This window comes from Rhodococcoides fascians A44A (genome assembly GCF_000760735.1).
GTDB classification, from domain to species: Bacteria; Actinomycetota; Actinomycetes; order Mycobacteriales; family Mycobacteriaceae; genus Rhodococcoides; species Rhodococcoides fascians_E.
In genome coordinates this window covers 48,997-71,308 of record NZ_JMEX01000008.1, presented here as the reverse complement: position 1 = coordinate 71,308, position 22,312 = coordinate 48,997, and the positions used below count along the sequence as shown (strand labels likewise).

Genomic DNA, 22,312 nt, shown 5'->3' with positions numbered 1-22,312 from the left:
GGCGCCCTGGGTGGGGTGGGTTAGTCCTGGGAGGAGAACGCGGGATTGGCGAGCTTGGTCACGTTCGACGGCTCGTCGGCGTCCGGGTCGTCGTCGTCGGTGGAATCCTCAGGCTCGTGGGCGACCTCGTCGGGATCGGTCGGCTCGTCCTCGTCCGGGTCCGCGTCGTAGAGCGACGGCTGGTCGTCGTCGTCCTCGAGCACCTTCTTGGTGACGCCTTCCATCACCTTCAGCACCTTCAGGTTTGCGGAGCGACGGACACCGGACTCGGCCATATCGACTGAGCTGAAACCCTTTACACGGCAGCGGACGGTGAAGACTCGGATCTCGCCGATGTTGTCCTCGCCGAGGTTTTCGAACGACTCCTCGGACATACCGGAGAAGTTCACGCGTGCGGCGTCGATGAGCGGGCGGTCAGACATTGCGAATCTCTTTTCTGTGGTGGGTTGTTCGATTTCCGACTGTCACGCCGGCGAGGGGTTTACTTGGATCCTGCGGCCGGGGTTGCGCCGAGGAACTTGATCGCGTCGGCGGCCTGCTTCGACGTCATCTGTCGGGGATCGAGGTACGCCGTGGTGAACGTCGAGTTGATCCACTCAAGCTTCGCCTCGGGTGTTGTGGCGCCGCCGTCTTCGTCGAGCAACCGGCCGAGCTCCTTGATCTGCTCGGCTGTCGCGGCGTCCTTTGGGATCGTGTAGCTCGGGGCCTTGGACTGCGCGGTGTCCTGTTTTTCGCCGTCATCGGAGGGCTCGGAGGCCTTCACCGGTTCCGTCTTCTCGGCGGGCTTGGCCTGCGCCTTCGCTGCCGAGGCGCGTTTCTTCGGCTCAGCCTTAGCGGGCTCGGGCTCTGTTGCCGCCTCGTCCTTCTCCGCCTTCTCGATCGGCGCGTCAGGCTCGGTCTCGTTGACGACGACCCGGTCCTTCCACCCCGACTGCTTCTGTGCGCCGGCGCCGACGCCGAGGCGGTCCTGCCAGCCGTCGGACTGCGCCGGCCCACGGGTCGACTGTGCCTGCACCGGCTCCTGCTCGGACTGCAGATCCTCCGCCGAGTGCGCAAGACCGAGCAGCACCTCGGGCGCGATCTTCCGGCACACCTCCGACGCGGCCTTCGCGTAGAGCATGGCCTGCGGATCGGTCAGGTACTTCTCGTTGCCGATGAGCTTGCCCCACTTGTTGAGGGCGAACTCGCCTGTCTTGGGGTCGATCTGCGGGACGTACCCGGCCTTCGTTGCACGCTCGAACGTCCACGTCGACGTCGTCACATGCTCGTCGCCGCGCGCACGCCCGGACACTGTCACCGACTCATCCGACGACTCCTCGGTCCACACCGAGTAGCCCTTCGACTTCACGAGCGCGACCATCGTCCGGGCGTAGATCGCCGGAGTGCCGTGCACGACGAAGATGTTCTGCAGCGACTGAATCGGGTTGAGCCCGAGCTCCATCCCGTACAGAATCGCGGCGGTGCCGTTCTCGGCGTTGCCCTTGTACATCTTCGGGACGAGGTCGGTCCCACACATCGCCGTCGCGAGCTTGTGCGCGGTCGCCATTGCGCGGGCGTGCGCTTCGAGCTGCGCGATGGACGAGTCGACAGCCGAGCCGAGGACCTGTACTCCGCCGGGTGCCTCGTACGCTTCGAGTTCGTTGCTGGTCACAGTGAGCCTTCCATCTGGTGCTTGCTTGCCGCCCAGCGCGGCAAGCTGATTCGGTGAATGTCGATCGGGTGCGCCGGCCACTCGCCGGTCTGTTGGCATTGCGCGTAGGTGCGGACACCGCGGCGGACGAGGTCTCGGCCGATCTGTTTCGCTTCCTCGTCGAGCTCGAACACGTTCACGAGGTACGGCGCGGACTTCGACTGGACGACGAACACGAACTGCGGATCGTCGGAGATGTCGAGGGCGCGGACGGCGTCGGTGTACCAGGCGTCCTGCACGTGGTAGCCGTAGTCGTCGACGGACTTCGAGAAGTGCTCGGGCGCCGCCGACGTCGACGTCTTGTAGTCGACGATGAATGTCCGACCGCCGAGTGTGGTCATCCAGTCGGGGCGGGTGCGAAGCGATACACCGGTCTCGGGGTCCTGGTGGTACATCGACAGTTCGGGAGTGCCGTCGTCGAACAGTGCCGCGGCGATCGGATGATCCTTGATCGCCTTCGCCATGGCGTGGACGTCGTCGTAGTCGGACGGTTTCAGTGGCAGCTTGCCGGCGGCCCGGACCTTGGCGACCTGCTCCTTCACTGCATTCGTCGTCCACTTGTCGGCGTCGATGCGGACGAGATCCGCACCCTCCCCCAGGATGAGAGTGTGGGCGGCGTGGCCGACGTCGTACTCCGTCTTAGGTGCCTGCGGGTGTTCCTGCCCCCAACGGAATTCCGCCGGAGTCGACGGTGCGAGTAGTTTCCGTGCACCCGACGACGAGAGGGTCTGCCGGTCAGCGTGGTACGCAATGTCCGTGATGCCGCCGTAGATGCCGGGTGCGTCGACGACGTCCGACACGAAGCCGCTCATACGACGAGCCGATCGGTGACGGGCCCGAAGTAGGAAAGGAGCTCAGCCCACGGTTCGGGGTACTGATGGGCGTCGGACTCCCACAGGTTCATGCCCTCTTGGTGTTCCCACCGGTGGCCGTCTTTGTCCCAAACGGTGTTGATGGGTTCCATCGGTTGCGGGTCGGACCCGGACCATGCGCGGTGGGTTCCGTCGGCGCTGAGCTTGCCTTGCTTCGGTTCTTCGTAAGGCAGGTGGGCCGGCGGCCGGACATCGTCGAGCTGCTCGATCGTGTAGATCCGGTGGATCGCGATGTTCAATGTCGGCGTCGGTCCGCCGTCATACTCGGGGTCGAGGACGACGGCGAGGAACTGGACCCCAACCATGTGTGCGCCCGGACCGGACTCGACGGTGCCGATGACTTCCTTTGGCGACCCGCCAATGTCGAAGCGGATCTTCACGCGGTACGTAGGCACTGCGATTCCTCCTGTGTTGCTTGGTAGATGGTGCGAGTGAGGTGGCGGGTTCCTTCACGGAACTTCTTCTCGCCGACGGCTCGGAGTCGGCCGGCGGAGACAGCGCGATCGACTGCGCCGCGGCGGACCCATGCATCGCCGGACTCGGGTAGGTCGTAGGTGGTGAACGGCCGCCCGGATGCGATCAGTCGATCGCGCCGGAAGTAGGTCTCTCGCTCGTGGGCTTCGGGGACGTACAGGCCGTTGCGGTGGAGTGCCTGCATCAGCGACGTGAGCTGAACGCCGTAGTCGGTGGCGATCTGCTGGTGCGTGAACCCTGATGCGCGGAGCTCGGCGTACCGCTCGATGTACTCGGCGCGACGTCGGGTCATCACGTCACCACCGGCTCGGCTGCGAAGTGCAGCACTGCAGACGGATCGAACTCGCCGCCGTTGGGGGTGATGATCTCGACGTATCCGGTGGCCCAGCCTTCGCCGGCGGCGGTCTCCCACTTCTCGGGTGAGACGACCCGCCACGGCCCGAAGGTCTCGGGTAAGGGGATGACGGCGAGTTGCTCGCCGATCTTCCGGCAGATCTCCTCGGCGGCCTTGTTCGCGCTCATGCCGCACCTGCCGCGAAGTAGAGGACAGCTCCGAAGAACAGTCCGGCGACGACCAGCCAGGCGACGGCGCCAAGGTCCGCGCGGGTCACAGCTTCGCCCCGCGGGTGATCTTCAGGATCGGCTCGCCGACGTTCTCGAACCACTGCGCGGCACCGGGGACGTTGCGAAACCCGAGGACGAAGTCCTGGATCCGGTCGAGTCGCTCGGAGTACTCGGCGGCCTGGTCGGAGATGAGGTCGCCTCGGTCGACGGGAGTGTGGTCGACACCGTCTGCTTCGGCTCGGTCGGCGAGCTTGTGGAACACCTCGGCGATCTGCACGCTCTGGCCGGCGTCGTAGATGTACGACTTCCGTTCCTGCATCTGTTGAACGAGGAGCTGCTGCTGCTCGGGCGTGCCGCCGGCGTACGGCGATTCGGTGGAACGTGCGGACGCGAGGTTGACGGCCCCGATCGCCATCGATTCGAGCACCTCCGCCGCCTCGCGTAGGGAGCTGACTACACTTGTCACTGTTGATCTCCTTCGGGTGATGACGGGCTCGCGACTGGTACTCGCGGGCCTGTCGCTTTTTGTGGGGGTCTTGGGCGGCCGGGGCTGCTACCCGGTGATGCGAGTGCGCCGCCGGCCGCCGTTGCGCCCCGCGCCTGCCGTCTTCCCTCGGCGGCTGCAGGGCGGGTCTTTCAGTGGGGGCCGAAGTGGTACCAGCCGGAGCCGATTAGCGGGGATGCGGCGAGGCCGCCGATAATGAGCCCGCCCAGGATGAAATGCATTCGGAGGTCGCGAATCGTCTTGCGCACCTTTGTTTGTCCCTTCATGACGCGACTGTTTCGGTGGGGGGATTCTTCGACTGGAATCGGTGAGGCGCTGGACGAAGTTCCTTGCGCTGCGGCGCATTTGGGAACCAGTTGCGTAGCGTCGAATGTGAGATCGGGTAGCCGGTGATCAGGGTGACTTCGTCTGCGATGTGTCGCCATCCCGCACCTGCGCGCCGTCGAGTTGCTACGAATCCGGCCAGGCTTGTTCCGGTCAGTCGAGACTCGATGAGTTCTCGTGCTGCGGTTGCCATGCGCTAAATGTTGCCCAGCAACATTCGAATGTCAAACACACTCGGACAGCGTTTTGCGTAGATGCGCAGGTCGCCACGTAAAGAAATGTTGCAGTCCGGAGTGTGTGTCGCTAGGATTCACAGCATGACTACAGCGGCAGAGCGTGTGTCGGGTTGGCGACCGACTGACACCTTGGAGAACCGGTTGCGGCTCGTCCGCGCAGAGAAGAAGCTGACGCAGCGCGCGGCCGCTGAGCTCATCGGAATCTCTGCACGTGAGTGGCAAAGCATGGAGGAGGGTCGAGCAGCTCGACGCGTCGACCTCAAGGTTGCGAAGATCGCCGAAAAAATGGGCGTCGATCGCGAGTGGCTGATGTGGGGCGGAAACCTCTACGCGGCGAGTGATGACGCCGAGGTCAATAATCGCCGGTAACTTCGCCTTCGGCAGCGTATGGCACTCTGACAGTCATGGCTGACCAACCCACGTCCCTCGTCCGGTACACCACCGACGCCGGCGCCGAGGTCGCAGTGCTGACCTTCGACCACGGCCCCCTCAACCTGTTCGACCAAGCGATGTTCGACGCCGTGGCGGCCGATGTCGCCGCCCTCGTCGCCGATCCGCCTCGCGCGGTCCTGCTGCGCGCCGAGGGCAAGGTCAACTCGGCCGGGGTGGACGTGCATGTCTTCGAGGGGCTGACCGCTCAGCAGGGCGCTGATCTGTGGCGCACGCTCTTCGCGCAGATCGCGCATCCGCTCGAGGCGTTGCCGTGCCCGGTCGTGTATGCCGCGCACGGCCTGACTCTCACCGCGGCCTTCGAGATCTCTCTTGCCTGCGACATCATCGTGGCGTCGCCGAGAGCGAAGTTCGGACTGGTCGAGACCGTCGTCGGGCTCACGCCGTCCATGGGCGGCCCGCAGCGTCTCGCCGAGCGCGCCGGTTCCGGACGTGCGCGCGAGCTCGTGATGACGGGTGATCTCTACGACGCGGCAACCCTGAAGGAGTGGGGCGTCGTCAACAGCATCCACGACGATGTCGACGCCTATGCCCGTTCCCTGGTGGAGCGGTTGGCCGCCGGTCCGACGGTGGCTCACGCTGCCACCAAAAAGATTGTGGCAGCGTGGCGTTCGGGTGGTGTTGCTCATGCGGACGAGGTGACGTCGGACGTGTCGGGGGCGTTGTTCGAGACCGATGATCTTCGCGGGGCGGTTGCGAGTTTTCTCGAGAACGGCCCGGGTAAGGCGACGTACACAGGCAAGTAAGCTGGTTCCAATGACCACGTTGCCCCTCGCAGAATTGCACATGCACATCGAAGGGTCCTTGGAGCCTTCGCAGATCTTCGAGTTCGCCGAGCGGAACGGTATTGCGTTGCCGTACAGCGATATCGGCGAGTTGGAGGCGCTGTACGAGTTCACGGATCTGCAGTCGTTCCTGGATCTGTACTACGCGAACATGTCGGTGTTGCGGACGGCGGAGGATTTCGCCGATCTTGCGCGGGCGTACTTTCGTCGGGCTGCGGCGGGTGGTGTGACGCGGGCGGAGATCTTCTTCGATCCGCAGGCGCACACGGATCGGGGTGTTCCGTTGGAGGCTGTCGTCGAGGGGTTGGCCGAGGCGTCGGCGTCGAGCGAGCGGGAGTTCGGCGTCACGAGTGGGTTGATCGCGTCGATTCTGCGGGACAAGCCGGTGTTGCATGCGAACAAGCTGCTGGATGATCTGCTGGCGATGAAGGCGCCGATCATCGGTCTCGGTCTGGATTCCGCGGAGGCGGGGTTCCCGCCGTCTCTGTTCGTGGACGTGTTCGCCAAGGCCAGGGCCGAGGGTTTGCACGTGGTCGCGCACGCGGGCGAGGAAGGTCCGGCGGAGTACATCTGGGAGGCTCTGGATCTGCTGAAGGTCGAGCGGATCGATCACGGTGTGCGGTGCCTCGAGGATGATGCGTTGGTGAATCGTCTTGTGAACGAAGAGGTTCCGTTGACGGTGTGCCCACTGTCGAATGTTCGGCTCAAGGTGATTCCCGACCTGAAGGACCATCCGATTCGGCAGATGATCGAGCGTGGCCTGGTGGTTACCGTCAATTCCGACGATCCGGCGTACTTCGGCGGTTACGTGGACGACAACTTCGCTGCGCTCACCGAGCAGGTGGGTCTCACCGAGCGCGAACGAGAGATCCTGTACGACAATTCGATCAAGGCGTCCTTCATCTGACGGTGACGAACGCCTTCGGGTAGCCGGTGGCGCCGTCGGGAACGGTGTCGGCCGTCATCGAGGTCTGGATGTCGCCGTCGGCGTCGGTGGCTCGTGCACGGATGGTGTGGTCGCCCGGTGCCGCGTCCCACTGGTACGTCCACTGGCGCCAGGTGTCCGTCGAGTACTCCTCGGACAGTGTTGCGGCGACCCAGTTTCCGTCGTCGATCTGGACGTCGACGCCGGAGATTCCGGTGTGTTGGCGCCAGGCGACTCCGGCGATCACGACGGTGCCGGCGTCGACCGCGGCACCCGAGCGTGGGGTGTCGATACGTGATGCGGTCTTGATGGGTCCACGTTCGCCCCAGCCTCGGTCGGTCCAGTAGGCGCTGGCCTTGTCGAAGCGGGTGATCTCGAGGTCGGTCACCCACTTGGTCGCGGACACGTAGCCGTACAGCCCCGGGACGACGAGACGAGCCGGGTATCCGTGTTCCACGGGCAACGGTTGACCGTTCATGCCGACGGCGAGCAGCGCGTCCCTACCGTCGAGCAACACGTCCAGCGGCGTTCCGGCGGTGAAGGCGTCGTGGCTGGAGGACAGCACCATGTCCGCATCATCGTGAATGCCGGCCTCCTCCAGGAAGTCTCGCAGCGGGTAGCCGATCCACGTCGCATTGCCGACGAGGTCACCGCCGACGATGTTGGACACGCACGTCAGCGTGACCGTCCGCTCCACCGCTTGCCTCGACATCAGGTCCTCGAACGTGATCTCGATTTCACGGTCGACCATCCCGTGGATGCGTAGTGACCAGTCCTCGGACGACACCTGCGGCACCACGAGTGCAGTGTCGATGCGGTAGAAGTCCTCGTTCGGGGTGATGTAGGACGCCAAGCCGTCGATCCGCAGGTCGGCGCCGTCGGGAATCGGGGTCTGCGGAGTCGGTACCGGGAGGCGGAAACCGAGCCGGTTGGCCGTGACATCGCGTGCGTGGCCGATCAACCGGCCTGCCGTTCCCGCGGCGACGGCAACCACACCTGCGGCGAGCGCGAGTCCGAGAAAGCTGCGCCGGGATACACCACCTGCGACCGGGTCCTTCGTTTTCAGGAGGGCGTTCAGGACGACGATGCCGGCTGCGACGCCGAGGATCGTCGGCAGCGCGGTGAGCGGGGTCGCGGTCGAGCGAGTGACCGCGGCGAGCACGCCGATCACGCCCAGGACACCGAAGAGCACGGCGCCGAGTGGCCGACGCAGCATGCCCGCTCCGGCTGCAATAGCAGCGATGACCAGTGCCATTCCGATGAAGAGGGCGGTCTTGTCGGCTGTGCCGAACGTGTCGATGGCCCATTCGCGTACGGCTTCGGGGGTGTTGTCGACGACGGCCGATCCGACGGCGAAGAAGGGCGATGCGTTCGGCCCGAACGGTACGGCGACGAGTTCACCGACGCCGAGAACAACTCCGGCAGCGATGATCCCGGCGAGTGGCTTTTCGATCATCACTCCAAGATAGGCGCCTCACATAGGGAGGGTGGTGCGCAGATACTCGTTGCCGAAGATACGGTCCGGGTCCATTCTGTTGCGCACCGCGACGAAGTCCTCGAACCGCGGATACATCTCGGCGAAATCGTCGGCGCGCATCGAGTGCAACTTGCCCCAGTGCGGGCGACCCCCGACGCTGCGGGCGATGGCTTCGACGGCATCGAAGTAGTCGCGATGATCACGGCGGTGGTACTGATGCACGGCGATGTAGGCGGTGCCGCGGCCGTAGGCGGTGGAGAGCCAGATGTCGTCGGAGGCTGCGAAGCGAACCTCGACGGGGAATGCGACGACCAATCCCGACGATCGTTGCCACCGATCGATTTCCCGTATCACCGACGCCACCGTGTCCGCGGGGACCGCGTATTCCATCTCGCGGAATTTGACGGTGCGCGTCGACGCGAACACCCGGTAGCTGCGATCGGTGAACTCGCGGGCGGACAGCGCCCGGGACGACAACGCGTTGACGCGCGGAATGGCCGACGGGAATCGCGTCACGGCGCGGTTGACCAGCTCGAATGCCCGGTTGGCGAGCAGGTCGTCGTCGACGAACGCCCGCAGGCGAGAGAGTGGCCTCGTGGCGTCACCGGGCACGCGCGTGTTCGTTTTGGTGAGTACGCGGTCGGTGTGCGGGAACCAGTAGAACTCGAAGTGGTCGGCGTCGTTCCACGCCTGAGAGTCGAGCGTTCCACCGAGCGTCGCGGGTGCTTCGGCAGCGTGCAGCACGTACGCGGGCTCGCATCGCAACGTCACCTTCGTGATGATTCCGAGAGCGCCGAGCCCGACGCGTGCGGCGTCGAACACGTCGGTTTCGGTCTCCCGGGAGCAGTGCACGATGCTGCCGTCGGCGGTCACCAGTTCCAGCGCGAGAACCTGAGTCGAGATGCCACCGAAGCGCTGTCCCGTCCCGTGAGTACCGGTCGAGAGTGCACCGGCGATCGATTGTTCGTCGATGTCGCCGAGGTTCGTCATCGCCAGACCCAGATCCCACAACGCGGCCGACAATGCGCGGAGGCGAGTGCCCGCGAGGACGGTGACGGCGGAACAACCGTCGGGCAAGGGATGTACGGACTCGATGCCCTGCATCAGGTCCAGGCTCATCTGCACCCCGTCGGTGACCGCGATGGATGTGAACGAGTGCCCGGCGCCGACGCACTTCACCGTCGCCCCGCGCTGCAGAGTCCGTATCACGTCCTGCACCGATCTCGGCCGCACCATATCCGCCGGATGTGCGACTTGGTTGCCTGCCCAGTTACGCCACTCGCGCCCCGTCATCGACTCACTATGGCACTCGAGGGAATCCGACCACCGGGTCCGACACGCGGGCCTACTATCGGACGCATGCAGACTCGGCTGCCCGTCGATGCTCGGCGTGCACACCTGGTCCACGCGGCGTTGAACCTAGCCGAACGGGTCGGTGTGGACGCGTTGACGGTCCGTGCCGTCGCCGAGGAGGCGTCGGTTCCCCGCGGAGCCGTCTACTACTGCTTCGAATCCAAGGAAGATCTGGTCATCGCCATGGGCGAGGGCTTGGTGGTCGATGTCACGGCGGCGCTGTTCACCGCGTTCGAGCATCCGAGTCACGTCGGCGGGGTGCGTGGGCTGCGGATGTTGGTGCACAGCGGTCTGACGGCGATCTGGCCACTCGTGGAGGAGACGGCCGATCGGCAATTGCTGTCCTACGAGATCAAGACGTATCTGCTTCGGCACCGCGCGCTCGGCTCGGAGGTCGCCGCGACCATCGCATCCGGTCAGTATCGGATTCGCGACACCGACACGTTCGCGTTCCTGGACAGGTGCGCGCGGATCACCGGCACCCGCTGGCTGGAGCCGACGTCGGCCGTCGCGCATTTCGGGATGGCCACGGTCGACGGGCTGATTCTGCGGTGGCTGGTCGACAGGGACGACATGGCAGTGATCACTGCACTCGACGATCTGTCCGGTGTCATCGCAGGCAAGGCCGTCGAAATCTGACGGGGAGGGCGATCGGTGGTTAGCTGACCGGGTGCCGACCGACCGTATGCCCTCTCTGAATCTTCTCGCCGACGCCACCGCGCATCTCGAGCCGCCGTTCGCCGTCGTCGATGCGGGGGCTCTGGACGCGAACGCTGCTGATCTTCGGCGGCGGGCGGGGTCGACGCCGATTCGTGTCGCCAGCAAGTCGGTCCGTTCCCGGCCGATTCTGGAGCGTGTGCTGGGTCCGAATCTCACTGCAGCACAGCAGTTCGAGGGAATCATGGCGTACTCGCCGGCCGAGGCGATCTGGTTGGCGAGGGCGGGGGCGGAGGACGTTCTGGTCGGGTATCCGACGGTGGACAGGGTCTCGTTGGAGGAGATCACCCGAGATCGGGTGCTGTCGGGGCGCATCACGCTGATGATCGACGATCCCGCCCATCTCGATGTGATTCGCGAGGCCGCCGGTTCGGATCGGCCTCGGCCGCGCGTGTGCATCGACGTCGACGCCTCGCTTCGTCTGGGGCCGATCCACCTCGGTGTCCGACGGTCACCGCTGCGGGAGCCTGCGCAGGTGGCGTCGTTCGCGAGGACGGCCAAGGACCGAGGATTCCGGGTTGTCGGTGTCATGTTCTACGAGGCGCAGATCGCGGGACTGCCGGATTCCAACGCGGTGGTCGAGCTGATGAAGAAGGCGTCGGCTGCAGAGTTGCGGACCCGCCGGTCGACGGTTGTCGACGCGGTCGTCGATGCCGTCGGCCCGCTGGAATTGGTCAACAGCGGTGGCACCGGGTCGCTCGTAGTCAGCTCCGCGGCGTCCTCGGTCACCGAGGTGACGGCCGGGTCGGGGTTGTTCGCGCCGACGTTGTTCGACCGCTACCGGGCATTCACGCCGGAGCCTGCGCTGTACTTCGTGTTGCCGGTCGTTCGTACGCCGACGCCGACGATCGCGACGGTGTTCGGTGGGGGATACATCGCGTCGGGTCAGGCATCGAGGTCGCGTCTGCCCGCCCCGGTGGCGCTCTCCCGAACTGCGCAGGGAATCCTGCGGGGAGGGCTGAAGCTTCTGCGCAACGAAGGCGCCGGTGAGGTGCAGACTCCCGTCGCCACCAGCGGTGCGCGTATCGGTGATCGCATCTGGTTCCGTAACGCGAAGGCCGGAGAGCCGTGTGAGCGGGTCGATACGCTGCATGTCGTCGAGTCCGACGGCAGCGTCAGCGTGGTCCCGACGTACCGCGGCGAGGGCAAGAACTTCGGCTAGGCGCGTCGCCTCGGTCTGTGGAGCCGGGTCGTCTCGAACTATATGAACGCAAGTCGGGGCCGGGAAGGCATTAACTTAGCATTGCCTAATGCATCTGAAGAATGGGTTGTCTCGACGGTCGTTCATGGTCGGGAGTGTGTCCTTGCTGGGCTTGGCTGGGTGCGCTCGCGCAGAATCGTCGGTCACGCAGGACAGTTCGGAGTCCGCGGCGAGGGTGACCGTGCGAGGTGACGGATTCGAGTCGACAATTCCGCGAGACCCTGCTCGTGTCGTCGTGATGGAGGGTCGTGGCGACCTCGAGTTCGCTCTGCTCGCCGGGTATCCGCTTGTCGCAACGGGCAACACGGCCGCGCCGGGATCTCTTCCGGCCGGTCAGTACGACGGACGGATAGGGAGGGACGTGCAGTCCATCGGCGGTCCGGACGGTCCGAGCATCGAGGAAGTCTCAGCGCTCGCTCCCGATCTCATCGTGATGCGCGCCAACGGGTGGCGGCTGGACTGGTACGGCAACGAGCTGTTGTCGCAGGTTGCTCCCGTGCTGCCGGTCGAGGTGAACGAACCGGATTTCCGAGCGCAGATGTCGAGCCAGTTCGACGCTCTCGGGAGGGGATCGGACGCAGCGGTGCTGCTCGATGCCTACGATGCGACCGTCGCCGATGCGCGCTCCGAACTGGGAGACGCGTTGGTGGGCAGAAGGATTGCGTTGGTCACGAGCGAACCTGCCGCGAAGGGCTACGTCAACTTGTGGACCAATCAGATCGGCACCACCGTGGCCCGAGATCTCGGGTTGGACGTGCTGTACTTCGACCCCGCGGACGAGAAAGGCAATCAGCAGCTGTCGCTCGAGAACCTGTCCTCGCTGGCGGATGCGGACTACATCTTCCACCAGACGACGGACCCTGCGGTTGTCGGTGCGGCGGGAACATGGCAGGCGCTCCCTGCGGTCGCCGAGGGTAGGACCGCTGTGCTCGATCCTCGATTGAACAACGGGCTGGTCATCACCGCGTCGGCCATTGCCGACACGATCGCCGGTTCGATCGGCTCCTGGACGAGGGCGTCGTAGCGGCTGCTATCCGGTCAACGCCATGAACGCCCCGAGGGAGTCCAGGCCGTCGGGGGTGGCGGGGAGGTAGTGGGTGAGGGTTCGGGACTGGATGATCATTGCTGCCCATTGCCCGCGAGAGAGGGCCACGTTCAACCGGTTTCGGGACAGCAGAAATCCCGCTCCGCGGGGTGAGTCACCGAGGTTCGATGCGGTCATCGACAGGAGGGCGACTGCGGCTTGTCTGCCCTGGAACTTGTCGACGGTTCCGACGAGGACCTCGGCCAGTCCGGCGCGGTCCAATGACTCTCGGATGCAGGCGACCTGGGCGTTGTACGGGGCGACGACGATGAAGTCGGTCGGCTCGAGTGGGCGGGGACCGGAGTGCGTGTCGGGGTTGGTCCACGGCAGGCCGACCATCTTCTCGATCTGTCGACGAACTTCTTCTGCTTCTTCGGGCGATTCGGTGGTTCTGGCGTCGTGGTCGATGGTCACCGTGTGCAGTCCGGGTCGCAGGCCGTCCAGGACGCGTCGGGACGTGGCGTCCTCGTTGGAGAACAGTTTGTTCTCGTAGGACAACGCGGAGACCGGTGCGCACAGGTCGGGGTGCATGCGCCAGGTGCGGCTGAGGAAGTAGCCGCGGTCGGCGGGAAGTGCACCATGCCCGGCGGCGAGCCATCCGAGCGCGGACTCGTCGACGGGCTCCGGATGTGTTCCTTGGCTGACCTGGGGGAGTTGCTGAGGGTCGCCCAGTAGCAACAGGTTTCGTGCGGACCCTGCGACGGCGATGGTGTTGGCCAGGGAGAATTGTCCGGCTTCGTCGACGACGAGCAGGTCGAGCGATCCGGGGACGACGCGGGTGGTGTGCGAGAAATCCCAGGCGGTTCCGCCGACGACGCAACCCTCCGCTGCGTCGGCCACGAAGGACGGGTACTTGCCCTCCTCGAGCTCGGTCACGCCGTCGGGCGCCTTCTTCTTGCCGACGAGCTGTTCGGGGACCCCGGCGCGGACGATCCCGTCGAGCAGGTTGTCCACCACAGAATGTGACTGTGCGACAACGCCGATACGCCAGTGGTGATCGCGGACGAGCGAGGAGATGACCGCGGCCGCGGTGTAGGTCTTGCCGGTTCCGGGTGGTCCTTGCACGGCGAGGTACGAGTTGTCGAGATCGGTCAGTGCGCCGAGGATCGCGCCGATGTAGTCGCTGCCGACGACGGCGGGAAGCCCGGAGCCGGACCGCGTGCGAGGAGCCGACCGTGATGTCAGATCGGCGACTGCCGTTGCAGGGAGGTCGGGCAACGATGCCGCGAGTTCCTCGGCGGCAGTGACGATCGCCGCTTCGATGCTGACCGTGGGGATGGGTGAGACCGGCGCTGCGGCCATCGGCAGCGCCGACCACGGGTCCGCGCCTGCTGTCAGCTTCTCCTCGATCACGACGACGTCGTCCTCGGCCTCGACCAGGTCGCCTCGGCTGCACGCCCGGTACGACGGGTGAGGCTGTTCCAGGCCGTCGGGTGCGGGTGTGTCGTAGAGCAACCGGACCGACTTCTCGACGCTTCCCGCGCCCGTCAGTCTCAGTCGCCGTCGCAGCAACTTCTGCCGCGGCGTGGTCTTCGCCCATTCGCTCTCGGCTTCCGCCGAGTCGACGGTGAACACTCCCGGGGCGTCGGCCCACTCGTCGACGGGGCTCTGCAACCGGTCGAAGTGTGCCCACCAGAACGGCTTTCGTTCGCGTCGGTGGTATCCGATGGATCCGCCGTAGAGTGCGACGGCGTGCTGGAGATCGGACCTGTCGCCGGTGAGTCCGGCGAATTCGCGGAGCGATTCTTCCAGCGGGGTGGCTTCTTCCTCGGTGTCGGCGCCGATGTCCGCCGCGTGGCGGGGTGGGATTCCTGCGTCGGATGCCCTCTCCAGCAGCCAGTCTCGTAGTTTCAGGGTTGAATCGCAGTCGTAGCGGTTGTAGTCGGCGATCTCGTTCAGTAGTGCATCGGCTTCCTCGGCCCTGCCCTCGTCTCGGAGGTCGCACCAGTTGGCGTATTCGACGATCGACGCCGCGGCGTTGGTGACGTCGCCGTCGCGACCCGCGGGCATGTAGAGGGGTTCGAGTTTCTTGATGCTGTAGGAGCGTTCGCCGATGCGTAGCGATGCTCGTACGACGGGGTAGAGGTCGACGAGCACGTTGTCGCCGAGGAGGTCGTCGACGACCTCCTCGCCGACGCCGTATCGCCCGGCGAGCCTGAGCAGCGCGGTCTTCTCGTAGGCGGCGTAGTGGTAGACGTGCATGCCGGGAAATTGTTTCCGGCGTTCGACGACGTAGGCGAGGAAGTCGATCAGGGCCTGGCGTTCCTGTACGCGGTCGTGCGCCCACAACGGAAGAAACTGCCCGTCGGTGTCGAGAACGCCGAACAGATATTCCAGGCCCCACTCGGTGGATCCTGCCGGGAGTGCAGCCCGCGGATCGGCTCCTGAGGTTGGTTCTGCCCAGAGTGGGTCGCCTTCGAAGTCGAAGAAGATGTCGCCGGGATTCGGTTCGGGGATGGCGCCGAGCGCGTCGGCGTCGAAGATCTCGTACTCTGTTCTGCCGCTTGCGGACTGGGTGATCTGCAGACCTGCTTGCGCGCGCAGGTTGCCGAGGATGCGAGCCGAGATGCCGTCGATCGGGCCGTCGCCGGATGCCAGTTGGACGGTTGTGGTGACGTCGGCGTCGTGCAGATGCGCTCGGTGGCCTCCGGTCAATCCGGCGACGAGGAGGAGGTCGTCCCGTGCGACGACTTGCTCGTCGCACATCTCGCAGCGCCCGCACTTGGTGAAGCGAGGGTCGGCCCAGTCGACGGCGTCGCCGTCGCGCACGTGTTCGTCGAGGATGTCTTCGAGGTGGGCACGTTGGCGACGGTAGATCGGGAGTAGGTTCCGCCGGGCGTGGTCTGTGGTCGTTCCGTCGCCCAGCATGAGGTGCAGGGTGTCGGCGACATCGATTCCGCTCGATCCGAGTGCGTCGGCGTAGGCGGCGAGTTGCAGTAGTGCCGGGACGCGTGCGTGGCGGGACAGCTTGGTGTCGTACACGGAGTACCCCGCGTCCTCCTTGACGAGGAAGTCGCAGAATCCGAGGAACCGGCCGTCGAAGAATGTCGCCTGGTACAGGACGTCGTACCCCCACAGCGCGGTTTCGATGGTGGCGGCGTGCGCGTCGGCGAGGCCCTGCATGGTTCGTTCGGGGCGCGGCATGATGGACACGCCCGCGCCGAACCGTTTCCGGAACGCGTCGAGTTGGCGTCGTTCGTGGGCGAATCCGAGTTCCGACGTGCGTTCCAGCATCGGGTCGGGTGCGGTGGGGACCGGCTTCGTCCGGCCGAGTTTGGCGTCGAGGGTGCGCAGCAATGCGTATTCGCATTCGGCTGCGGCCGACAGGTCGCTGGCGCTGTAGATGACCTGATCACCGAGTACGAACACGCGCCCAACTGTAGGTGAATGCAGCGACAGGTCCGTCGAGAAGGCAAAATAGTCGAATGCCGTTTTTCGAAGGAGTCACCGGGGCCGTGCACTATCGGTCCTGGACCACGCCGCATCCCCGTCTCGTACTGGTGTTTCTGCACGGCTTGGGCCAGAACAGCGGCAATTATCATCGGTTCGCCCGCGTCATGAACACCGAGAACATCGACGTGTGGGCGGTCGATCACGTCGGTCACGGGCTGACCGAGGGCGAGTTGTCCGACGCGTCGCAGATCACCGGTCTTGCCGACAATGCCCTGCAGCTCGCGGACATCGCACGCTCCGAGCGTTCGGGTGTCCCGGTCGCGCTGATGGGCCACTCGCTCGGTGCCGCGACGGCAATCTCTGCGCTCGGAAAGAACCCGGACGGTTTCGCGTCGGTCGTACTGTGCGGAACTCCCAAGTCGACGACGGGCAAGCCGACCGATCTGAGCGATTCCACCTTGCCGCTGCTGGCGATGCACGGTGTCGACGACCGCATGGCGCCCATCGACGCAGTCCGGTCGTGGATCCCGAACGTGCCGGGCGCCCGCCTTCGTGAATTCGAGGACGCGGGCCACGATCTACTGCACGAGAAGGTTCACCGGACGGTTTCGCTCGAAGCCGCGGAGTTTCTCCTGACACACGTGTGACGGGCGGCCCGGTCCGGGTCCGCCCGCCACACGCAGAAACTGTCTACTTGGCGTAGATCGACTCGATCTCCGAGCCGCGCTCCTGGTGGATGATGTTCCGCTTGAGCTTCATCGTCGGGGTCAGTTCTCCCGATTCGACGGTGAAGTCCTGCTCCAGGATCTTGTACTTCTTGATCTGCTCGGCGTTGGACACCTTCTTGTTGGCGTCGGCGACGGCCTTGTCGATCTCGGCGACCAGTTCGGGGTGCTTCTTCAGGTCCTCGAACGAGATGTCGGTGAGGTTGTGCCGTTCCTTCCACCCGGGCAGGGCTTCGGGATCGAGGGTGAGAAGCGCGCCGATGAACGGCTTGGCGTCTCCGACGACGAGGGTCTGGCTGATCAGGGCGTGCGCGCGCAGTGCGTCCTCGAGCACGGCAGGTGCGACGTTCTTGCCGCCGGCCGTGACGATGATTTCCTTCTTGCGGCCGGTGATGGAGACGTATCCGTCCTGGTCGATGGCACCGAGGTCGCCGGTGTGGAACCACCCGTCGACGATGGACTCCGCAGTCGCCTTCTCGTTGTGCCAGTAGCCACCGAAGACGACCGGGCCCTTGAGCAGAAGTTCGCCGTCCTCGGCGATCTTGGCGGCGTGGCCGTTGAGCGGTTTGCCGACGCTGCCGATGCGCTGCTCGGCGGTGGTGTTGACGGTGATGGCCGCGCTGGTCTCGGTGAGGCCGTAGCCCTCGTAGACGGGGATTCCCACGCCGCGGAAGAAGTGACCGAGGCGTGCGCCGAGGGGGGCGCCGCCGGAGATTGCGCGGTCGCAGTTGCCGCCGAGTGCTGCGCGCAGCTTGGAGTAGACGAGCTTGTCGAACACGGTGTGCTTGATGTTCAGGAGCAGTCCGGCGCCGCCCTTGTCCTGGGCTTCGCTCCACTCGATCGCGGTGGCCGCGGCCTTGTCGAAGATGCCGCCCTTGCCGCCGTCGTGTGCTTTCTGTTTGGCCGAGTTGTAGACCTTCTCGAACACACGCGGGACGGACAGGATGAAGTCCGGCTTGAACGTCGCGAACTGGTCGAGCAGCGTGGTGATGTCCGAGGTGTGGCCGATGGTGGCCTTCGACTCGAATGCGCCGAAGGAGACAGCGCGCGCGAACACGTGCGCCATCGGCAGGAACATCAGGGTGCGGTTGCCCTCTTTCATCGAATCGTGCAGAGCGAGCTGTGTGGCCTGCACCTCGGCGTAGAAGTTGGCGTGCGTCAGCTGGACACCCTTGGGGCGACCGGTCGTTCCGGAGGTGTAGATCAGCGTTGCGGGCGCCGACGCCTTCACCTGGTGACGCCTGGTGTCGAGGTCCTCGTCGCTGATCCCTGCACCGCGGGTGGTCAGTTCGTCGATGGCGCCTGCGTCGATCTGCAGCACCTCGCGCAGGTCTGCTGCGCCTTCGGTGACCTCCTTCAGTGCCTCGGCATGTGCGGGAGTCTCGAGAATCAGCAGTTTGGTGGCGGAGTCCTCGAGGATCCACTGAGCCTGATCGGCTGCGGAGGTCTCGTAGATCGCGACGGTGCAGCCGCCTGCGGTCCAGATGGCGTAGTCGAGGACGACCCACTCGTAGCGGGTTGCCGACAGGATCGCGACGCGGTCGCCCAGCTCGACGCCGGAGGCGATCAGGCCCTTGGCGACGGCCTTGACCTCCTTGGCGAACTGCGCTGCGGTGACGTCGGTCCAGGTTCCGCCGACGAGACGCTGGAACGGTACGAGGTTCGGGGACTCCTTCTCGTACCGGAAAACGGTATCGGCCATCGAAGCATCGTCGGGAATGGTGAATGACGCCGGCACAGAATATTCGCGCACTGTAGGACCCCTCCGGGAAAATGACGTAACAGGTGTGCATTTCATCACATTCGGGGCCGTGTTGCACTACCGAGGGTGTCCGGTTTGCGAATTTTTCCGACCAGTCGTGTGGAGTTAGGTGTGACTCGCAGTGCACAATAACTGTTGCGACCGTCGATTTCGACAGCGAGTGTCGCCTCGGTCACCACGACACCGACGATGCTGGTCGGCGGGACGGGGCGTGGGAGGTGACGTCGACCGCTGATTTGCGACACTCGTCTGTCCGAGTCCGTGACAGGGACTAAGCTCGGCTGTATATGAGCACAATCGACTACTTGTTCAACACTGCCGAATCAGGATGCCGCTGTGACGACTGACGAGTCCACTTCGAGCGGGTCGGCATCGGCGTCCTCCGAAGCGACCCCCTCCGCCGAGTCCCCTTCCGAGTCTCCCACCACCACGTTCGCCGATCTGGGTATCGACGAGCGCGTGCTGAAGGCTCTGCATGCCGTGGGCTACGAGAGTCCGTCGCCGATTCAGGCGGCGACGATTCCGCCGTTGATGAACGGCAGCGACGTCGTCGGCCTCGCGCAGACCGGCACCGGTAAGACCGCCGCGTTCGCCGTGCCGATCCTGTCGCGTCTGGACGTAGAGCGGCGTGTTCCGCAGGCGCTCGTCCTGGCGCCGACGCGTGAGCTGGCGCTGCAGGTGGCCGAGGCGTTCGGCAAGTACGCGGCCAACATTCCGGGCCTGCACATTCTTCCGATCTACGGCGGCCAGGCCTACGGTATCCAGCTGTCCGGGTTGCGCAAGGGCGCGCAGATCATCGTCGGAACGCCCGGTCGTGTCATCGACCACCTGGAGAAGGGCACGCTCGATCTGTCGCATCTCGAGTACCTGGTGCTCGACGAGGCCGACGAGATGCTCAAGATGGGCTTCCAGGAGGACGTCGAGCGCATTCTCTCGGACACTCCGGAGTACAAGCAGGTTGCGCTGTTCTCCGCGACGATGCCGCCTGCCATTCGCAAGATCTCCAAGCAGTACCTGCACGATCCGGTGGAGATCACCGTCAAGACCAAGACGTCGACGGCACCGAACATCACCCAGCGGTACGTCCAGGTGGCGCATCAGCGCAAGCTCGAGGCACTCACTCGCATCTTCGAGGTCGAAGAGTTCGAGGCGATGATCATGTTCGTCCGTACCAAGCAGGCCACCGAGGAACTCGCGGAGAAACTGCGGGCCAGGGGCTTCTCGGCAGCGGCCATCAACGGTGACATCGTCCAGGCTCAGCGTGAGCGCACCATCGGTCAGCTCAAGAACGGCACCATCGACGTTCTGGTCGCGACCGATGTCGCGGCCCGCGGACTCGACGTCGACCGAATTTCGCACGTCATCAACTACGACATTCCGCACGACACCGAGTCCTACGTGCACCGCATCGGTCGCACCGGGCGAGCGGGACGTGCAGGCGAGGCACTGCTGTTCGTCGCACCGCGGGAGCGTCACCTGCTCAAGGCGATCGAACGTGCGACGCGTCAGCCCATCACCGAGATCCAGTTGCCGAGCGTCGACGACGTCAACGCCCAACGTGTCACCAAGTTCGGCGACTCCATCACCGAGAGCCTGAACTCGCCGAACCTGAGCTTGTTCCGCAAGCTCATCGAGGATTACGAGCGTGAGCACGACGTCCCGTTGGCGGACATCGCAGCGGCTCTGGCCGTTCAATCCCGTGACGGCGAGGAGTTCCTGCTCAAGCCCGAGCCTCCTGCCCCGCCGCGCGCACCTCGCGAGAAGCGCGAGCCGCGGCCGGCGCGGACGTTCGACGACGATGCCGCAAGCTCGCACCACCGCAAGACCGGCCAGGCGATGGCGACGTACCGCATCGCCGTCGGCAAGCGTCATCACGTCGCTCCCGGTGCCATCGTCGGTGCCATCGCCAACGAGGGTGGGCTCCGGCGCTCGGACTTCGGGCACATCAGCATTCGTCCCGATCACTCGCTCGTCGAGCTGCCCGCCGATCTCGCCGACGAGACGGTCGAGGCGTTGCGGCGCACCAGGATCAGCGGTGTGTTGATTCAGCTTCAGCCTGATTCGGGTCCTCCCGGTGGCCGCGGTGGCCCCCGCGGCGGCGGCAAGTTCAAGGGCCGTCGTCCCCGGGACTGACACGAGCACACGAGAAACCCCCACCCGCACGTCGGATGGGGGTTTTCTCGTGTCCACCGGGCCGGTGGTCCGCACCTCGAGAATTCGATCGACTTGTCGGGACGACGCACCGCCGGCAGGGGATCATGAGTCGGTGATCGCGCAGACACTGTATGGACAGGTGCAGGGAATCGTCGACGACGGTGTGGCCGTGTGGAAGGGAATTCCCTACGCGGCGCCCCCGGTGGGCGATCTGCGGCTGCGGGCACCGCGGCCGCCGACGGCATGGTCGGGCGTGCGCGACGCGACCGAGTTCGGGCACATCGCGCCGCAGACCGAGCACGGCCCCCTGCCCATCGACCCGGGCCTGACCGTCGGCGAGGACTGCCTGACGCTCAACGTGTGGAGCCCGGCCGGCGCCCGAGGCTTGCCGGTGATGGTGTGGATTCACGGCGGCGCGTACTACCTGGGCAACTCCGCGCAACGGGTGTACGACGGCAGGACGCTGGTCACCGACGGTCAGGTGGTGCTGGTGACGGTGGGCTACCGTCTCGGTGCGCTGGGGTTTCTGGATTTCTCGGCGTTCGGGGATTTCGATTCCAACGTCGGTCTGCGTGATCAGATCGCGGCTCTGGAATGGGTGCGGGACAACATTGCGGGCTTCGGCGGTGATCCGTCGCAGGTGACGCTGTTCGGGGAGTCGGCGGGCGGTGGGTCGGTCACCACCCTGATGGTCTCGCCTGCGGCTGCCGGACTGTTCCACCGGGTCATCGCGGAGAGCTCCCCGGCGACATCGGTGTACGGGGCGCAGAGGGCGTCGTCCATTGCGGAGCGTTTCCTGGAACTCGCGGGGGTGGAGGCGTCGGGACTGCGGGGGCTCGACATCGGGGACATCGTGCGAGCGACGGGTGAGTTGGTGCAGGAGATCCCGGCGAAAGTGCCGGGAACCTTGGCGCTGGCTCCCGTCGTCGACAGGGATCTGGTCCCGCACTACCCGGTCGCGGCCTTCCAGAAGGGGTACCAGCACGCGGTCCCTCTGTTGATCGGGACCAACCACGACGAATCGTCGATGTTCAAGCTGATGAAGTCGCCGTTGATGCCGATCACCCCGGACAAGGTGCACGAGATGTTCCAGGCGATCGCCGAGGATCATCCCGAGATGAGGTCCGACGAGGAAGTGGAGGTCACGTCGGCCTATCCGGGGTATCCGACGAAGCGGTCGGCGCTCGAAATTTCGCGCGATGCAGCGTTTCGAATGCCGACGCTGTGGATCGCGGAGGCGCACAGTCGTCGGGCACGCACTTTTCTGTATCGCTTCGACCAGGCGACTCCGTTCCTGAAGATCACCAGGCTGGGCGCGATGCACGGTACCGAGGTGCCCTATGTGTTCGGCAACTTCGGCGTCGTTCCCAAGGATCCGACGTTCAAGCTGGGTGGTCGCAGAACTGCAGAAGCGGTCGGTGAGCGTCTCCGGCGCCGCTGGGTCGATTTCGCGTACGGACGTGATCCGTGGGCTCCGTACGACGAGGCGACTCGGACGACTCTGTTGATCGACAAGCACGACACGGAGGTCGACGACCCGGACCGCGAACTCCGTCGGGCATGGGGTGAGGAGATTCTCGGGTTCACCTAGATTTACTCACATAGGCGAGGGAGGTTAGGC

Annotated in this window: 22 protein-coding genes; 9 read left to right on the top strand and 13 right to left on the bottom strand. The window is 65.3% G+C overall.

The genetic code is table 11. The features are described 5' to 3' along the window. Window positions 1–20 precede the first annotated feature (20 nt). From BH95_RS12420 to BH95_RS12385, 9 genes are all read right to left on the bottom strand, one after another. A complete protein-coding gene (locus BH95_RS12420) occupies window positions 21–422 on the bottom strand; it encodes a hypothetical protein (RefSeq protein ID WP_037182537.1) in 402 nt (133 codons plus the stop codon). A gap of 59 nt (window positions 423–481) precedes the next feature. Beyond that, window positions 482–1,651 carry a hypothetical protein gene (locus tag BH95_RS29235; RefSeq protein ID WP_052060050.1) on the bottom strand — a complete coding sequence of 390 codons (1,170 nt, stop codon included), beginning with the start codon at window positions 1,649–1,651 and terminating at the stop codon, window positions 482–484. Then, window positions 1,648–2,502, bottom strand: coding sequence for a PD-(D/E)XK nuclease-like domain-containing protein (locus BH95_RS12410; protein WP_037182535.1), 855 nt, complete (start codon window positions 2,500–2,502; stop codon window positions 1,648–1,650). The genes BH95_RS29235 and BH95_RS12410 overlap by 4 nt, the downstream gene beginning before the upstream one ends. Then, complete coding sequence (locus tag BH95_RS12405) at window positions 2,499–2,957, bottom strand: hypothetical protein (protein WP_157773081.1); 459 nt, start codon at window positions 2,955–2,957, stop codon at window positions 2,499–2,501. The genes BH95_RS12410 and BH95_RS12405 overlap by 4 nt, the downstream gene beginning before the upstream one ends. Then, window positions 2,939–3,328: a hypothetical protein gene (locus BH95_RS12400; protein ID WP_037182529.1), complete on the bottom strand. Its 390-nt coding sequence runs from the start codon at window positions 3,326–3,328 to the stop codon at window positions 2,939–2,941. The genes BH95_RS12405 and BH95_RS12400 overlap by 19 nt, the downstream gene beginning before the upstream one ends. Beyond that, complete coding sequence (locus BH95_RS12395; protein ID WP_037182527.1) at window positions 3,328–3,558, bottom strand: hypothetical protein; 231 nt, start codon at window positions 3,556–3,558, stop codon at window positions 3,328–3,330. Before BH95_RS12395 ends, BH95_RS12400 begins: the two co-directional genes overlap by 1 nt. A gap of 85 nt (window positions 3,559–3,643) precedes the next feature. Beyond that, entirely contained in the window at window positions 3,644–4,066 is a 423-nt protein-coding gene (locus BH95_RS12390) for a hypothetical protein (RefSeq protein ID WP_157773079.1), read from the bottom strand. Between the two features lie 170 nt (window positions 4,067–4,236). After that, entirely contained in the window at window positions 4,237–4,371 is a 135-nt protein-coding gene (locus BH95_RS29800; protein WP_279615045.1) for a hypothetical protein, read from the bottom strand. After that, window positions 4,368–4,622: a hypothetical protein gene (locus BH95_RS12385; RefSeq protein ID WP_037182521.1), complete on the bottom strand. Its 255-nt coding sequence runs from the start codon at window positions 4,620–4,622 to the stop codon at window positions 4,368–4,370. Before BH95_RS12385 ends, BH95_RS29800 begins: the two co-directional genes overlap by 4 nt. A gap of 124 nt (window positions 4,623–4,746) precedes the next feature. On the opposite strand from BH95_RS12385, the gene BH95_RS12380 reads away from it, so the two are divergent. From BH95_RS12380 to BH95_RS12370, 3 genes are read left to right on the top strand one after another with little or no spacing between them, the layout of a single operon-like run. Next, complete coding sequence (locus BH95_RS12380) at window positions 4,747–5,034, top strand: helix-turn-helix domain-containing protein (RefSeq protein ID WP_080738103.1); 288 nt, start codon at window positions 4,747–4,749, stop codon at window positions 5,032–5,034. Between the two features lie 35 nt (window positions 5,035–5,069). Next, on the top strand, window positions 5,070–5,861 hold the full coding sequence (locus BH95_RS12375; protein ID WP_019665337.1) for an enoyl-CoA hydratase/isomerase family protein: 792 nt from the start codon (window positions 5,070–5,072) through the stop codon (window positions 5,859–5,861). A 10-nt stretch (window positions 5,862–5,871) separates the two neighbouring features. Beyond that, window positions 5,872–6,807, top strand: a complete 936-nt coding sequence (locus tag BH95_RS12370; protein ID WP_037182517.1) for an adenosine deaminase — start codon at window positions 5,872–5,874, stop codon at window positions 6,805–6,807. On the opposite strand, the gene BH95_RS12365 is transcribed toward BH95_RS12370, so the two are convergent. Together BH95_RS12365 and BH95_RS12360 are read right to left on the bottom strand one after the other, a co-directional pair. Further along, window positions 6,800–8,281 carry a molybdopterin-dependent oxidoreductase gene (locus BH95_RS12365; protein ID WP_019665335.1) on the bottom strand — a complete coding sequence of 494 codons (1,482 nt, stop codon included), beginning with the start codon at window positions 8,279–8,281 and terminating at the stop codon, window positions 6,800–6,802. The two genes, BH95_RS12370 and BH95_RS12365, sit on opposite strands and share 8 nt — an antisense overlap. An 18-nt stretch (window positions 8,282–8,299) precedes the next feature. Further along, window positions 8,300–9,595: a D-arabinono-1,4-lactone oxidase gene (locus tag BH95_RS12360; protein ID WP_037182515.1), complete on the bottom strand. Its 1,296-nt coding sequence runs from the start codon at window positions 9,593–9,595 to the stop codon at window positions 8,300–8,302. 66 nt (window positions 9,596–9,661) lie between these two features. Here BH95_RS12360 and BH95_RS12355 point away from each other — a divergent pair, with 66 nt between their 5' ends. The 3 genes from BH95_RS12355 to BH95_RS12345 all read left to right on the top strand — a co-directional run bounded on the left by BH95_RS12355 (window position 9,662) and on the right by BH95_RS12345 (window position 12,597). After that, window positions 9,662–10,294 carry a TetR/AcrR family transcriptional regulator gene (locus tag BH95_RS12355; protein ID WP_019665333.1) on the top strand — a complete coding sequence of 211 codons (633 nt, stop codon included), beginning with the start codon at window positions 9,662–9,664 and terminating at the stop codon, window positions 10,292–10,294. A gap of 46 nt (window positions 10,295–10,340) precedes the next feature. Further along, complete coding sequence (locus BH95_RS12350) at window positions 10,341–11,534, top strand: alanine racemase (protein ID WP_208601169.1); 1,194 nt, start codon at window positions 10,341–10,343, stop codon at window positions 11,532–11,534. Window positions 11,535–11,622: 88 nt separating this feature from the next. After that, complete coding sequence (locus BH95_RS12345) at window positions 11,623–12,597, top strand: ABC transporter substrate-binding protein (protein WP_230595619.1); 975 nt, start codon at window positions 11,623–11,625, stop codon at window positions 12,595–12,597. Window positions 12,598–12,603: 6 nt separating this feature from the next. On the opposite strand, the gene BH95_RS12340 is transcribed toward BH95_RS12345, so the two are convergent. Continuing rightward, window positions 12,604–16,026 (bottom strand): TM0106 family RecB-like putative nuclease, encoded by a 3,423-nt coding sequence (locus tag BH95_RS12340; RefSeq protein ID WP_037182511.1) that lies wholly within the window; start codon window positions 16,024–16,026, stop codon window positions 12,604–12,606. Between the two features lie 56 nt (window positions 16,027–16,082). On the opposite strand from BH95_RS12340, the gene BH95_RS12335 reads away from it, so the two are divergent. Continuing rightward, a complete protein-coding gene (locus BH95_RS12335; RefSeq protein ID WP_020113087.1) occupies window positions 16,083–16,697 on the top strand; it encodes an alpha/beta hydrolase in 615 nt (204 codons plus the stop codon). A gap of 43 nt (window positions 16,698–16,740) precedes the next feature. On the opposite strand, the gene BH95_RS12330 is transcribed toward BH95_RS12335, so the two are convergent. Beyond that, window positions 16,741–18,528 (bottom strand): AMP-dependent synthetase/ligase, encoded by a 1,788-nt coding sequence (locus BH95_RS12330; protein ID WP_037182509.1) that lies wholly within the window; start codon window positions 18,526–18,528, stop codon window positions 16,741–16,743. A 450-nt stretch (window positions 18,529–18,978) separates the two neighbouring features. On the opposite strand from BH95_RS12330, the gene BH95_RS12320 reads away from it, so the two are divergent. Then, on the top strand, window positions 18,979–20,670 hold the full coding sequence (locus BH95_RS12320; protein WP_170945279.1) for a DEAD/DEAH box helicase: 1,692 nt from the start codon (window positions 18,979–18,981) through the stop codon (window positions 20,668–20,670). 133 nt (window positions 20,671–20,803) lie between these two features. Further along, a complete protein-coding gene (locus tag BH95_RS12315; RefSeq protein WP_020113084.1) occupies window positions 20,804–22,282 on the top strand; it encodes a carboxylesterase/lipase family protein in 1,479 nt (492 codons plus the stop codon). Window positions 22,283–22,312: the final 30 nt, after the last annotated feature.

Bases quoted from the DNA above. Each gene is read 5' to 3' on its own strand.
- BH95_RS12420 (WP_037182537.1), bottom strand. From the start codon at position 422: ATGTCTGACCGCCCGCTCATCGACGCCGCACGCGTGAACTTCTCCGGT.
- BH95_RS12410 (WP_037182535.1), bottom strand. From the start codon at position 2,502: ATGAGCGGCTTCGTGTCGGACGTCGTCGACGCACCCGGCATCTACGGC.
- BH95_RS12400 (WP_037182529.1), bottom strand. From the start codon at position 3,328: ATGACCCGACGTCGCGCCGAGTACATCGAGCGGTACGCCGAGCTCCGC.
- BH95_RS12395 (WP_037182527.1), bottom strand. From the start codon at position 3,558: ATGAGCGCGAACAAGGCCGCCGAGGAGATCTGCCGGAAGATCGGCGAG.
- BH95_RS29800 (WP_279615045.1), bottom strand. From the start codon at position 4,371: ATGAAGGGACAAACAAAGGTGCGCAAGACGATTCGCGACCTCCGAATG.
- BH95_RS12385 (WP_037182521.1), bottom strand. From the start codon at position 4,622: ATGGCAACCGCAGCACGAGAACTCATCGAGTCTCGACTGACCGGAACA.
- BH95_RS12380 (WP_080738103.1), top strand. From the start codon at position 4,747: ATGACTACAGCGGCAGAGCGTGTGTCGGGTTGGCGACCGACTGACACC.
- BH95_RS12375 (WP_019665337.1), top strand. From the start codon at position 5,070: ATGGCTGACCAACCCACGTCCCTCGTCCGGTACACCACCGACGCCGGC.
- BH95_RS12370 (WP_037182517.1), top strand. From the start codon at position 5,872: ATGACCACGTTGCCCCTCGCAGAATTGCACATGCACATCGAAGGGTCC.
- BH95_RS12365 (WP_019665335.1), bottom strand. From the start codon at position 8,281: ATGATCGAAAAGCCACTCGCCGGGATCATCGCTGCCGGAGTTGTTCTC.
- BH95_RS12360 (WP_037182515.1), bottom strand. From the start codon at position 9,595: ATGACGGGGCGCGAGTGGCGTAACTGGGCAGGCAACCAAGTCGCACAT.
- BH95_RS12355 (WP_019665333.1), top strand. From the start codon at position 9,662: ATGCAGACTCGGCTGCCCGTCGATGCTCGGCGTGCACACCTGGTCCAC.
- BH95_RS12350 (WP_208601169.1), top strand. From the start codon at position 10,341: ATGCCCTCTCTGAATCTTCTCGCCGACGCCACCGCGCATCTCGAGCCG.
- BH95_RS12345 (WP_230595619.1), top strand. From the start codon at position 11,623: ATGCATCTGAAGAATGGGTTGTCTCGACGGTCGTTCATGGTCGGGAGT.
- BH95_RS12335 (WP_020113087.1), top strand. From the start codon at position 16,083: ATGCCGTTTTTCGAAGGAGTCACCGGGGCCGTGCACTATCGGTCCTGG.